The organism is Rhabdochromatium marinum, assembly GCF_016583795.1.
Lineage (GTDB): Bacteria > Pseudomonadota > Gammaproteobacteria > Chromatiales > Chromatiaceae > Rhabdochromatium > Rhabdochromatium marinum.
In genome coordinates this window covers 9,924-23,563 of the sequence record NZ_NRRS01000025.1, presented here as the reverse complement: position 1 = coordinate 23,563, position 13,640 = coordinate 9,924, and the positions used below count along the sequence as shown (strand labels likewise).

At 63.6% G+C, this 13,640-nt stretch carries 7 protein-coding genes and 1 tRNA gene; 5 read left to right on the top strand and 3 right to left on the bottom strand.

The window, feature by feature from the left end:
• Nucleotides 1-582 precede the first annotated feature (582 nt).
• The 4 genes from CKO36_RS09335 to CKO36_RS09320 all read left to right on the top strand — a co-directional run bounded on the left by CKO36_RS09335 (nt 583) and on the right by CKO36_RS09320 (nt 3,988).
• Nucleotides 583-1,326 (top strand): uracil-DNA glycosylase, encoded by a 744-nt coding sequence (locus tag CKO36_RS09335; protein WP_200283786.1) that lies wholly within the window; start codon nt 583-585, stop codon nt 1,324-1,326.
• The gene (uvrC, locus tag CKO36_RS09330) at nt 1,316-3,139 is read left to right on the top strand and encodes an excinuclease ABC subunit UvrC (RefSeq protein WP_200283785.1); all 1,824 of its coding nucleotides are present in this window, start codon (nt 1,316-1,318) and stop codon (nt 3,137-3,139) included. Before CKO36_RS09335 ends, uvrC begins: the two co-directional genes overlap by 11 nt.
• A 125-nt stretch (nt 3,140-3,264) precedes the next feature.
• Nucleotides 3,265-3,852: a CDP-diacylglycerol--glycerol-3-phosphate 3-phosphatidyltransferase gene (pgsA, locus tag CKO36_RS09325; protein ID WP_200283784.1), complete on the top strand. Its 588-nt coding sequence runs from the start codon at nt 3,265-3,267 to the stop codon at nt 3,850-3,852.
• 60 nt (nt 3,853-3,912) lie between these two features.
• Nucleotides 3,913-3,988, top strand: a tRNA-Gly gene (locus CKO36_RS09320).
• Between the two features lie 90 nt (nt 3,989-4,078).
• On the opposite strand, the gene CKO36_RS09315 is transcribed toward CKO36_RS09320, so the two are convergent.
• From CKO36_RS09315 to CKO36_RS09305, 3 genes are read right to left on the bottom strand one after another with little or no spacing between them, the layout of a single operon-like run.
• A complete protein-coding gene (locus CKO36_RS09315) occupies nt 4,079-4,423 on the bottom strand; it encodes a hypothetical protein (RefSeq protein WP_200283783.1) in 345 nt (114 codons plus the stop codon).
• Nucleotides 4,424-4,432: 9 nt separating this feature from the next.
• Complete coding sequence (locus tag CKO36_RS09310) at nt 4,433-4,813, bottom strand: P-II family nitrogen regulator (protein ID WP_200283782.1); 381 nt, start codon at nt 4,811-4,813, stop codon at nt 4,433-4,435.
• 2 nt (nt 4,814-4,815) lie between these two features.
• Nucleotides 4,816-6,591, bottom strand: a complete 1,776-nt coding sequence (locus tag CKO36_RS09305; RefSeq protein WP_200283781.1) for a DUF1538 domain-containing protein — start codon at nt 6,589-6,591, stop codon at nt 4,816-4,818.
• A 182-nt stretch (nt 6,592-6,773) separates the two neighbouring features.
• Here CKO36_RS09305 and CKO36_RS09300 point away from each other — a divergent pair, with 182 nt between their 5' ends.
• The gene (locus tag CKO36_RS09300) at nt 6,774-13,595 is read left to right on the top strand and encodes an autotransporter outer membrane beta-barrel domain-containing protein (RefSeq protein ID WP_200283780.1); all 6,822 of its coding nucleotides are present in this window, start codon (nt 6,774-6,776) and stop codon (nt 13,593-13,595) included.
• Nucleotides 13,596-13,640 lie beyond the last annotated feature (45 nt).

Below are 13,640 nucleotides of genomic sequence, written 5' to 3'. Positions count from 1 at the left end.
CTTACGGGCCTGGTGACGGAGCCTTGCGGCTTGCTCCCCTCGGGTATGTGTCTCACCGGCTCCCACCTCCGCCGGTGAGTTTTAACGACCCGTGACACACGGAGCGGATTTTCACCGCTGACCCTGGTCAACCCGGCTCGTGAGTCGCCTCACAAGCTCTCGCCTTCAGGCGGGGGTAGTTGACCGCAGTGCGCAGGAGCAAAAAACAGTTCTTGATTTTTTCTTTATTTTTCATCAAAATTCCCTACCGTAGATAGGTTATCTACAAGCGCGAAGGTTTCGCGTTCCATGGTCGGGATCGAAGTCGAATCGCAAAGTTGTTCTCTGCTCAGGATGAACGCCGAGGCAATTTTTACGGCGTAAGTTGGGTTTCGACGGCTGAAACCGCCTATGTTGCCGGTGTTGACCGGCCGTTCGGTTGGGACTGCTCAACCAGGACTCCAGTTGCTCGCCCGCGAGGGTGTTATCAACGGAGAGCGAAGTGCCTAAAAGCTGCATAAGCAATTTTGTTTAGGTTTTTAGGAACAGCCATGGCGGCTATCATAGCAAGACCGTTACGCCCTGAATGGTCTCTGTACGCCCATGTCTGCTTTGGTTTCCACTCCCCACCCACCGGCTCGCTCGCAGCCGCACTTTAACCCCGACTGCCGCGCCTGTCCGCGCTTGGCGGAATTTCTCACCGAGGTGCGGGCGGCGCATCCCGACTACCATGCCGCGCCGGTGCCGCCCTTTGGCGATGCGCAGGCACGCCTGTTGATCGTCGGCTTGGCGCCGGGTCTGCATGGCGCCAATCGCACTGGGCGACCGTTCACCGGCGACTATGCTGGGATTCTGCTCTATGCCAGCCTGTTCCGGCACGGCTTGAGCAGTTGTGCCGAGTCAGTCAGCGCCGATGATGCGCTGGTGCTGAAGGATTGTCGCATCACCAATGCGGTGAAATGTCTACCACCGGCCAACAAGCCACTGCCGGCGGAAATGCGCACCTGCAATGGCTATCTGAGCGCCGAACTGGCCGCCTTGCCACCGGGAGCGGTGGTGCTGGCTCTGGGGCAGATTGCGCATCGGGCAGTGCTGCTGGGCTGTGGACTCAAGCAGTCGGCGTTGCGCTTTGCACATGGGGCCGAGTATGCGCTGCCGGGTGGGCAACGGCTGATCGATTCCTACCATTGCAGCCGCTACAACACCCAGACCCGCCGCCTGACCGAGGCGATGTTCGATCAGGTGATGGCGCGCTGCAAAGCCTGGCTGACCGATCCGGTCAGTGCCGCCGAGGGCGCCGAGCGTGCCGCCAGCGCCGAGGCTGTGGAGCCCAGGCGTGCTGAGTGAGGCGACGCGTCGTGCGCTGCTCGCGCGCATCCCGGCCCAGCCCGGCGTCTATCGCATGCTCGATGCCGAGGGCCGGGTGCTCTATGTTGGCAAGGCCAAGGAGCTGAAGCGACGGGTCAGCAGTTATTTCAGCCGCTCGCTGAATAGTCGCTTGCAAGTCATGGTGGCGCGCATCGCGGATATTCAAATCACGCTCACCCGCACCGAGGGCGAGGCGCTGCTGCTGGAGGCGGACCTGATCAAGGCGCATCAGCCGCACTTTAATGTGCTGCTGCGCGATGGCAAGAGCTATCCGTTCATTTATCTCAGCACTCAGGAGCGCTTTCCGCGTCTGGCGTTCTACCGTGGCCCCCGCAAGGGCAAGGGACGCTATTTCGGCCCCTATCCCAGTGCCTCGGCGGTGCGCGAGACCCTGCATCTGCTGCAAAAAATCTTCCCGGTGCGCCAGTGTCGCGACAGCTTCTTTCGCAACCGCTCGCGGCCCTGTTTGCAATATCAGATTAAACGTTGCACCGCGCCCTGCGTTGGCTACATCGAGCCTGAGGCTTATGGTGCAGACGTTGAGCGCAGCATCAAGTTTCTCGATGGGCGCACCGATGAGGTGATCCGCGAACTGGGCGAGCGCATGGACGCCGCCGCTGCGGCGCTGGAGTTTGAGCAGGCCGCGACCCTGCGCGATCAAATCGCCATGCTGCGGCGCATTCAGCAGCGCCAGTATGTCACCGCCGCAGACGGGGGTGATCTGGATATTCTCGCCTGTGCTTCCGATGGTGGGCTGCACTGCGTGCAGGTGTTTTTCATCCGTGGCGGGCGCAATCTGGGCAATAAGAGCTTTTTCCCCCAAGCGCCGGCTGATGCCAGTGCGGCTACGCTGATGGCGGGTTTCCTGACTCAGTTCTATGCCGACAAGCACATTCCGCCCGAATTGTTGCTCAGTGCCGAGCCCGAGGAGCTGGACTTTCTTGAAGCGGCGTTCTCCGAGCGCGCCGGGCATAAGGTCGTCATCAAGCATCGGCTGCGCGGTGATCGGGTGCAATGGCTCAAGATGGCGCAAAGCAATGCCGATCTGGCACTGCAAACGCGCCTGGGCAGCCGCGCCGGTTACAGTGCGCGGCTGGAGGCCTTGCGTGAGCTGCTGGCACTCGATGAACTGCCGCAGCGCATGGAATGCTTCGACATCAGCCATACCGGTGGCGAGCTGACGGTCGCCTCCTGCGTGGTGTTCGATGCCGAGGGACCGCGCAAGTCGGACTACCGCCGCTTTAATATCGACGGCATCGTCCCCGGCGACGACTATGCCGCCATGGCGCAAGCGCTCGGCCGGCGCTATCAACGCATCAAGCAGGGCGAGATCCCGCTGCCGGATCTGTTGTTCATCGACGGTGGGCGTGGGCAGCTCAGTGCCGCGCTGGGGATACTCGCAGAACTGGGCATTCAGGGCGTGCGCCTGGTCGGTGTTGCCAAGGGACCGGACCGCAAAGCCGGGGCCGAACAGCTGTGGCAACCGCATCAACGTCACGCCATCATCGCCCCGGCGGACTCGCCCGCCATGCATCTGGTGCAGCAAATCCGCGACGAAGCACATCGCTTTGCCATCACCGGTCATCGCCAGCGGCGTGACAAGGCGCGCCGCACCTCGGTGCTGGAGGGTATTCCCGGCGTTGGCCCCAAGCGACGCAGCAATCTGCTCAAAGCCTTCGGTGGTCTGCACGGACTGCGCCGTGCCACAGCGGAAGAGATCGCCCGCGTCGATGGCATCGGTGCTGCGCTGGCCGAGCAGATTCACCAGGCCATGCAGCAGAATTCGGTCTAACCGCAAGTCAATGCGAAAAACCGTTTTCTATACGAGCGCAGTCGGCATACCATGGACGCGAACAAGAGGCGCCGAGTTAGGCATGATGGTTGAGAGCGGTTGACGGCTGAGGGGCGAGCGAAATCATGGCGAATATTCCGAATCTGCTAACCCTACTGCGGATTGTGCTGATCCCGGTGTTTGTGGCACTTTTCTACCTGCCCGTGCCTTGGGCGCGCTTGGTTTGCGCGCTGGTGTTCGGCGCAGCGGCCCTGACCGACCTGCTCGACGGCTATCTGGCGCGGCGCTGGAACCAAACCTCGCCCCTGGGCGCCTTTCTGGATCCGGTGGCCGATAAGCTGATGGTGGCCATTGTGCTGGTGCTGCTGGTCCAGGCCGATCCGAGTCCAGTCCTGGCCTTACCCGCCGCCGTGATCATTGGCCGCGAGATTACTGTTTCAGCCCTGCGCGAATGGATGGCAGAAATCGGCAGTCGCGCCAAGGTGGCCGTCTCCATGGCCGGCAAACTCAAGACCACTGCGCAGATGATTGCAATCCTGCTGCTGACCCTGCGCGACCCGCTGCTGGGTCTGCCCATCGAACTGATCGGTATTCTGCTGCTATACCTGGCCGCCGGTTTGACTCTATGGTCCATGGTGCTCTACATCCGCGCCGCCTGGCCAAGTCTCATGGGCCAGGAAGTACCTGCCGAGTCGCCCAACAGTGAGCGGTAAAAAAATCGCTACAGGTTCTTGACAGAAACCGAAGATGGTCTATAATGCACAACTTCCAACGCGGGAATAGCTCAGTTGGTAGAGCACAACCTTGCCAAGGTTGGGGTCGCGAGTTCGAGTCTCGTTTCCCGCTCCAAATTCTCTAAAAAAGGCTGCCGTTGCGCAGCCTTTTTTTGCGCTATAATAAACACTTTTAGTGTTTATTTTATGCTCCCCGCACAGGGATTTATGCGGTCTCCTCGGGTAACTCAGGCAGCGTAAAATGGGTTGCTGTGTGCAATTTCTGCATAAAAATTAAACCACCATGCGGGCGATTGACTTCGGCGGTGGTGTAGATAAATTCAAACAGATCATCGGCTTCTGCCGCTGGTACCGAGACCGTCAGAATCTCTTTTTCCGCCATTTCGCCGATGCCGCGATGCCGCAGCGGGGTGATGCGTCCCAGGCCACGCGCGTGGTGAATATCGACCGCCGTCAGGCCCTTTTCCTTGACCAGTCGATTCAGCAACGCCATGCCTCGCCCCATGGGCAGAATGCAGGTGATCACTTTTTGCGCTTGCTCGCTGATCATCAGGCGGGCTCATCCATTGGCTCGGTTCGGTTTGCGCGTCAGGCGCTCAACGATCTCCGGTGGCACAAAGGTGGCGGCCTTTTCCAGCGGCGTCACCCACATAAATCCCATGCCTGGCGTATCCATCTTGCCGGCCAGATACATTTTCTCAAACACCCGATCCACCTGATCGGTCGAGACCACGATGTTAATCACTTCTTTCTCGGCCTCGACTGCCAGCCCCAGAATGCCCAAGCGTTCGCGCACCCCGCGGCCGTGGGCATAGTGGATGCTGGCGCCCTGGGCGCCCGCTTCCTGCGCCGCCTTGACGATCTCATCGGCCATGCCACGCTGCACGCTGGCGGTAATGAGTGCCACATCGGTTAGCACTACAATCTCTCTTGTGCTCATGTTCAGGGAGTCTCCTGAGCCGCTGTTACATGCATGGCCTGGTCATAACGGCGATGCTTTCGGTCGATCTTCCATTGAATCCACAGCCCGGTCGCCAGCACGGACAGAATCGGACAGATGGACGCCATGGACAGGATGCCAAAGCCCTCAATGGCGTCCATCGCCTGACCAAAGCCCAGCCCCATCGCCAGCACTAGCGGAACGGTCACCGGACCAGTGGTCACACCGGCGCTGTCCCAGGCGATATTGACGAATTCCTCGGTCGAGAAATAGGTCATGCACAGCGCCAGCGCATAGCCGGGGAGCAACAGCCAGGCCAGAGAAAACCCGAAGACGATCTTCGCCACCCCCAGCGTCAACCCGAAGCCGACCCCCAGCGAAACAGCCACCATCAGAGTCTGTTTGCGAAAGGCGCCATTGGTCAGATTCTCCACCGTCAGTCCCAGTGCATTGAGCGCCGGCTCGGCCAGGGTGGCGCCAAAGCCCAGCAGCCAGGCGAATGAATAGGCAATCATCAAACCAATCAGCGGCCGGTAAAGCGGATCATTGTGTACGGCTGCGATGTCGGTAAAGGCCGCTGGTACCAGGCTGCCGGACTGCGCCCCGAGCTTGGCCAGACCATAGGTCAGCCCCAGATTGAAGATAATCATGCCCAGCACGGTCAGGGTGATGCCGTAGGTGATTTGGCGCGGATGCGCAATGCGTTCCTTCAATACCAGGCGCATCACCAGAAACAGAAACAGCACCAGGGGCACAATGGCCCGCAGACCACCGAAGATCTCAACCCAAGGGGTGCGAGCATACCAATTTGGTGCGCTGACCGCCTCGGCACTGGCGGCGGCGGCCGCCACAATGGCCTCCGGACTGCTGACTAGAGACACATAGATCGCCAACGCCTCGACCGCAACAATGGGAAACAGCGACGCCAGGGTGACTATTCCAAAGCCCGACAGCGAGGACTGCCCATGTCCGGCGGCTGCTGCGATCCCAATCCCCAGTGAAAGCACCAGCGGCACCGTCACCGGCCCCGTTGTCACCGCGCCACAATCCCAGGCCAGCCCCAGCGTCTTAGCCAGTTCGGCATCCTGCAGAATATAGAGCGTGAGCGCGAAGGTGGGAATGAACGTCAGATAGATCAGCGGCTTCAGACTCCAGCCGTGCAAAAAGCGCAAGGTGCCCAGAATTGCCGCCGAGCCGACGCCGATCCCAACCACCAGCACCAGCGCCTCGGCCCAGTCGTTGAGCAGAGCGTACAGATAGGGCGCCGATGTGACTTCGACAATCTGCCCGGCGGCTTTCAGCGCGCCAATGGCCGGTTCGGCGAAAGTGACGCCAATCCCCAGGACAAAGGCAATCAGCAACACCACACTGAGATTGGCCTTAGCCGGCAACACAATCCCGAGCATTTCGCCGAAGGGCATCAACCCAACCTTCAGTCCTTCCATAAATAGCATCAGCCCCAGGATAACCGCCAGCAATCCACCGCTGATGACTGAGGCATCGGCCAGCCCCTGCTTGAGGATAAACAGTTGAAACAGCATGAGATACACTGCCAACGGCACCACAGCACGAAACTGCTCCATGAAGCGCACACTCACATAGGGCGCAATGAGTCGATAACCGTCAATGGGTCGCAGCCGGATATCCGGCGCCCGATAGGGAATCTCCCGCCCATCGGCATCGTGCCACACTTTCGGGGTAATGCTGTTGTATGAGATGCGTTGCTGATCAACCGTGATTTCGCGCACGAAAGCACCGAATCGAATCTCTTTGTGCATAGCCAGCCCGTCTCGGTCAGGAGTTTCAAACAAGTCCGGAGAGGTACCACAGGGTAAGAGCAACCTTGAACCAGGGCGAGCGCGTATTAAATTCTAGCGTTAATACGCGCTCGCCCTGTTGCGGAATGCGTCGTTTGGTCTAGAATAGACCGATCCGTATAGTCTAATTTAGGCCAAGCTCCATGACAAACAATAGAACTAGCGCCAACCGTCGCGATCATTGTGCCAGATTTCCGTTCGGGATCTCCGATCGGCGGCCCTTGCTGGGGTTGGAGCTGCTCCTGACCTGCATGGCCTTCTCGGCGGGTACGAGCGCGTCGGCGGATACGAGCGCGCAGGTCGATCAGCCAGGGGGCGCCGTCACGAATGCCAATGGCGGTCCCGACCTGTCGAGCGTCGTAGACGCCGAAGGGGCGCTGGGGTCCTGTGCAACGCCAGCGAGCGGTACCGGGCTGAACTGCACTCTTAACTTGCCAGCCTTTCCATCCAACACTTATGTGACCGGGATCAATCCGGTCACCTACAACGTCAGTCCGTTCCAGGATCAGTATCCGCTCGACGTGACGCTGCAAGGCAGTGCAACTGCAGGCGGTGCAACCGCCCAGTATCTGACCCTGGGCTCCCTGGGCCAGTCCGCCGCTCCCTATCCCGCGACCTCCGGCGGGACGCAGTTCGTCCCGGCGCAGGGGCAGCAGAACGGCTCCAGCATCACGCTGACCAATCAGGCCGCGCTGACCATTGACATCCAGACGCCGTCCTCCCTCGCGCTAACGGCCAATCCTGAGGGCGGTCCCGCGCTTGCCGGCGGCGGGGTGCTCGCCGCCGCGTCTGTTGGACCCGATGGTTATCCCGCCGATGAGACGGTGCAAGCCGACTTCAACGGGGGAGACGGCGGCACGGTCACGATCACCAACGCCGGTCAGCTCAAGGTTCAAAACAACTCCGAATCGGGCGTGGCGCCACCGCCCGGTGGCGCGGCCTACACACCGATGGCCTACACCGGCATCGGCGCTTACTCCATCGGCGGCATGGGCGTCGGCAACAAGACCCATGACGACGACATGGCCGGCGACGGCGGCGACGGCGGCACGGTGAGCATCACCATGGATGCCGGTGGCAGTATCGGAATGGACATCGGGAGCTACGAGTATCCAACCTATGGACTCAATGCCTTAAGCCAGGGCGGCCAGGGTCAGAGCTGGCACATCACGAGTGCGATGGGCGGCGATGGCGGAAGCGTTCAGGTCCATCATCAGGGGCAGATTGAGCTGAGCGGGTCCGCGACCGAGGTAGTCGGCATTCGTGCGATCTCCTTAGGCGCCGACTACAACGCGTACACCTACAGCTCCGGCGATCACAGCGCCGGCCCCGGCAATGGTGGCGAGGTCGAAGTGACCTTGACCGGCGGCTCGATCATGCTCAGTAACGGTGGCCTTGGCATCCTGGCAACCAGCGCCGCCGGCAATGCCGAACCCGGCCTCGGTGGCACCGGTGGCGCAGTCAGCATCGATCTCGACGCCGACAGCAGCATCAGCGTCAACGGAGGCACCAGCCTCTCGCTCGGCGCGCTGGCGATCAGTGCCGGCGCCCTGTCCGATATCGATCCGTTCTCGGTCACCACCGCGAACGCCGTCGCCCCGGGCACCCCGGGGCAGGTTACGCTGAAAAGTGCAGGCGAGGTGACCACGACTGGCAGCATGGGTATCGGTCTGGCTGCGCTCAGCGTTGGTGGGGCCAGCTTTCTGACCAATGCCGATGCCAATGCGCAGAACACCCTGGGTAATGTCGGAACCTTGACCTATGACGACCAGGTCTCCGGACAGGCGGTGACCCTGACCAACACAGGCAGCGTGCAGACCAGCGGTGACAGCGCCTTCGGCCTGCTGGCCCTCAGCGGCGGCGGTGGCGGAGGGCTGCTGAATCAGGACAGCGACGGCCAGTCGGCCTACCTCGGCAGCCAGGCGGCGGCCGACAGCCCGGGCGGCAACGGCGCCGAGGTCAACCTGACCCATGGCGGCAGCGTCACCACGGGCGCCGCATCCGGCGGTGGCGATGCGGCCATCGGCATCGTCGCGCAGTCGATCGGCGGCGGAGGCGGCAGCTCCAATGCGCCGCCGGTCTTCGTCGGCGCCAAAGATGCCGACGGCAGCGGCGGCGGCAGCGGTGGGACGGTCAATGTGAACACGACAAGCGGCGGCACGGTGACGACCTACGGCCACAACGCCCAGGGCATTTTGGCCCAGTCCATCGGCGGCGGTGGCGGCAATGGCGCCAATGCCTGGGGCTTGGTGGCCGCGGTTGGGGGCCAAGGCGGCAACGGCGGGGACGGTGGTGAGGTCAATGTGACGCTGAGCGACGATGGCAGCGGCGCTATCACGACCGCCGGCCTGTTCTCCAAGGCGGTACATGCCCAATCGATCGGCGGGGGCGGCGGCAACGGCGGCAGCGCCACGAGCTTCTATCAGCTCGCATCGGTCGCGATCGGTGGGGCCGGCGGTAGCGGCGGCGACGGCGGTGCCATCGACATCACCAATCAGACCCGCTTGCAGACCAGCGGCAACCAGGCCATCGGATTGCTCGCCCACAGCATTGGGGGTGGCGGCGGCGACGGTGGCGCGGCATCGACCTATGACGTCGGCATCATCACCCTTGCGATCGCGGTCGGCGGCAACGCCGGCAACGGCGGTGAGGGTGGCACCCTGAGCATCGAGAACGACGGCATCATCCAGACTGGCTGTAGCACCTCGGCCAGCAGCTGCGGCTATGGACCGACCATCGGCCCACGGCTCGACGGCGCCGACGCGGTCGGTATCCTGGCGCAGTCCATCGGCGGCGGCGGCGGCACCGGCGGCAGTGCTGCGGCCAAGTCGCTCGGGCTGCCGGCGGACGACATCCCGACTATCACCGCCGACTTCGCCATCGGCGGCAGCGGTGGCGACGGTGGCAGCGGTCAGGCCATCTCGGTCAGCAATGCCGGGCAGATCCAGAGCGCCGGCGACGTCTCCTACGGGGTCTTGGCCCAGTCCATCGGCGGTGGTGGCGGCAGCGGCGGCGACGCCACCGCAGCGTCCTATGCCATCGAGGGCGAGATGCCGACGATCAAGCTCGCGGTCAGTCTCGGCGGCAGCGGCGGCGGTGCAGGCGGCGGCGGGACCGTCACGGTGGGCAACGGGCCGACGACGAATTGCCCCGGCTGCGATGGCAGCATCCAGACCCACGGCCAGCATGCGACGGGCATCCTGGCGCAGTCGATCGGCGGCGGCGGTGGTACCGGCGGCACCGGCAGCTCCAGCGCATCGAGCCCGAACCTCGGCGGTGAGACCGGACCGGCCATTGATGTAACCACCGGCGTCGGCGGCTCCGGAGGCGACGGCGGCGACGGCGGATCGGTCACGCTGACCAATGCCGCCGGAAGCCGGATCGTCACCACCGGCTCCACCGCGCGTGGGCTGCATGCCCAGTCCATCGGCGGCGGCGGCGGCGATGCCTCGGGCGGCAGCGCCGCAGCCAGCGGCGATACGCTGCAAGTGAACGTCGCGGTGGGTGCCAGCGGCGGCGGCGGCGGTAATGGCGGCAGCATCACGGTGGCCAACAACGGCAGCATCCTGACTGGCGCGACCCAGACCAATAGCGCCGGTCAGACGGTGGTCACCGGTGGCGATGCCGTCGGCATCCTGGCCCAGTCCATCGGCGCTGGCGGCGGCAGCGGCGGCAGCGCCGACCCGGCCGCCAGCATCGGCAAGGCGGGGCAGGTCGAGGACTGGCTCAATCCCCCGGACAACAGCTACAACGCCAATGTCGGTGTCGGTGGAAGCGGCGGTGTCAGCGGCAACGGTGGTGTTGTCAGCCTCACCAATGCAAGCGGGGCAACCCTCACCACGCTGGGCACACGTGCGCACGGCATCCTCGCCCAATCCATCGGCGGTGGCGGCGGCAGCGGCGGTGCCGCGACCTCGTCGTCCAACTCGGTCTTCCTGGGGCCGACGACAGACGACAAGGCCGGCACCTACACGGCCACCGTCAGCGTCGGCGGAAGTGGCGGCAGCGCCGGCGATGGCGGCCAGGTCGGCATCGCCAACCCGGGTACCATCCAGACCGCGGGTTACGGCGCCCACGCTATCCTCGCGCAGAGCATCGGCGGTGGCGGCGGCTACGGCGCCGAGGGGACCGTGGACAACAGCTCGACGATCGGCTTGGGCGCGGGTTGGGATGGCAATGGTGGGGCCGGCGGTGATGGCGGCAGCGTTAACATCACTCAGTCCGGCCAGGGGCTGACTTGGACCGCCGGCGATGACGCCTTCGGCATCCTGGCGCAGTCGATCGGCGGTGGTGGCGGCAGCGCGAGCGCCGGCTGCACCAATTCGGTCGCCAGCGTCGACCTCGGCAACAGTGCCAGCCTCTGTCTCGGCAATAACGACCCGTCGAAGATCTGGGACGACAGCAGCGATCTGTCCATATCCATCGGCGGCACCCTTGGTGCCTATGGCGACGGCAATACGGTGACGGTCACGCTGCAAGACAGCAGTCAAGTGCTGACCACTGGCGCCCGCGCCGTCGGCATCCTGGCGCAGTCCATCGGCGGCGGCGGCGGGCAGGTCAGCGCCCTCTACGAAGAAAGCTACGAGTCTGCCGCCGGATGGCTGGCACCGAGTTCGGGGCAAATCAGCGGCAATGGCGGCGATATCGATATTAGCCTCGACAGCGGCGCCAGTGTGACCACTTACGGCGACGGGGCCTGGGGCATCGTCGCCCAGTCCATCGGCGGCAGCGGCGGCCTGCTCGGCGATCTCAGCCAGGCGCTCGATGCCAGCGCACTCTGGGCCAATGGCGGCCCGACGGCCAGCGGTACCCAGGATGCCAACGCCGGCGACCTGAGCATTAGCATCGATGGACAGGTAGTCACCCAAGGTGATAACGCGCATGGCGTCGTTGCGCAGTCCATCGCTGGCGGCGGCGGGATCGCGCCCGGCGAGTACGTTGGCCAAGCGACCTTCGCTGAAAGCGACTATCCGGACGGTGCCACGCCGCACTGGGGCGTCAACGGGGCCATCGATATCAGCGTCGGCGCCGGCGGCGTCGTGAAGGCCACCGGGACCGGGTCCCACGGTATCCTCGCCCAAGCCAGCACCGGCGGAAACCATACCAACACGTCGCCCATCACTGTCTCCGTCGCCGGCACCGTCACCGGCGGCCACAACGGCTGGGGCATCCTGGTCGCCGGCGGCAGCATGGGCATCGCCGAGAGCACCGGCAACACCGTCACCATCGCATCCAGCGGCGTCGTCGGGAATGTCGACGGCATCGACGGCGGTGCCATCCAGAGCGTACTTGGCCGGACCAATATCACGATCGAGGCCGGCGGCACCCTGAGCGGCACCGTCGATCTGGGTTCGCAGAGTGCGCCCGGCTCCGCAGCTCCAAACCTCAACGGGTCGATCGACAACTCAGGCACCTTCAACGCCGGGTCGTCGTTGAATCACGTCTGGGGCTTGACCAATGCGTCTGGCGGCCAGCTCAGCATCGGCGGTGATGGCACCGTTGCCACCACGACGCTCACCAACCTGGTGCAAACATACAGTGACGACGGCACTCAGTTCGCGCAGTTCAGCAACCAAGGCGACTGGCATGTCGATCTTGACGCGCTCGGTGATCAGACCGCGGATCTGCTGCAGGTCTACGGGCAGCTCGTGATCGATGGCGGCACCATTGTGCCGCTGGCCAATAGCCTACTGCCAGGCTCCTATCTGATTGGTCAGGTGATGGCGGGCGACGGCACGCCGGCCATCAATGGCGCACCCGGGTTTGCGGACAGCCTGCTATTCGAGTGGGCGCTGAACGTGGATGGCGCCAATCTGACGCTGGTCCCGACGGCAAACTTCCAGGGCGGGAGCGGCCTGATCAAGGGCTCCGATGGCGCGGTTGCGAGCCATCTCAGTAGCCAGTGGAACGCGATGAGCAGCGCGAGCACCAGCGAGCAGCAGACCTGGGCGCCGGTGTTCGGCACGCTGGCCGGGATCAACAACAGCACCGACTATAGCAACCTGCTCGCGCAGCTCTCGTCGCAGAACATCGCCGCCGATGCCAGCGACCTGGCCGCAAGCGCCCGTGCCGGGCTGTCGGCGTCCTTGAGCTGCCCAGGTTTTGCCGGTGACGGCACGCTGCTGACCGAGGGCACCTGTACCTGGGCTAGCGTCATCGGCGAGGACATCCATCGTGACGGTGATGCCCACAGCCCCGAGTACGACATTAGAAGCTCTGGCCTGCGCATCGGCGGACAGTACGGGCTCGGCAATGGCTGGTTCCTCGGTGCCTCCGGTGCCTATCGCGAGACGACGACCGAGATGCACGACATCGCGTCGCGTAGCAATGGCGAAGCCTTCGATTTCAGCCTTGCGCTGAAAAAGCAGTGGGAGCGTTGGCTGTTCGCGGCGGCGCTCAACCTGAGCAAGCAGTGGTCCGACAATCGGCGGTGGTTCCAGTGGCACAACGAGCAGGCGGAGTTGACGAGCAGCAGCGATGCCACGGTCATCGCCGGGCGCCTGCGCGCGGCGTATACGCTGCCGTTGGAGGGCTGGTACTTGCGGCCCTACCTCGACCTGGACATGATCCAGAGCGACAGCCCATCCTTTCGGGAGTCGGGAGATAACTGGTACGGGCTCAACATTGAGTCCAGCAGCAAGACGACCCTGGCGATGTCTCCGATGCTTGAGGCCGGCGCGCGCATCGATCTTCAAGATGACTGGATCGCCAGGTTGTACCTTCGCGGCGGGATGACCTGGCTGGATGACCCGAGCTGGGAGCGAGAGGCCCGGTTCATGGGCGGGTCAATTGCGGCCGGCTCTTTCACCACTGAGCGCCGACTGCCCACGCGGCTAGCGACGTTTGATCTCGGTTTGCAGATCTATCAGAATGCCGGGTTCGAGGCGCGCGTCGAGTATGGCTTGCAGTCCGGCGACGGCTATCTCGCGCACGGCGGTGGGCTGCGATTGGCGTATCGCTTCTGAGCGATGATAATCGGAAACGTATTGTCGCTCTAAAGTATCTGTCAA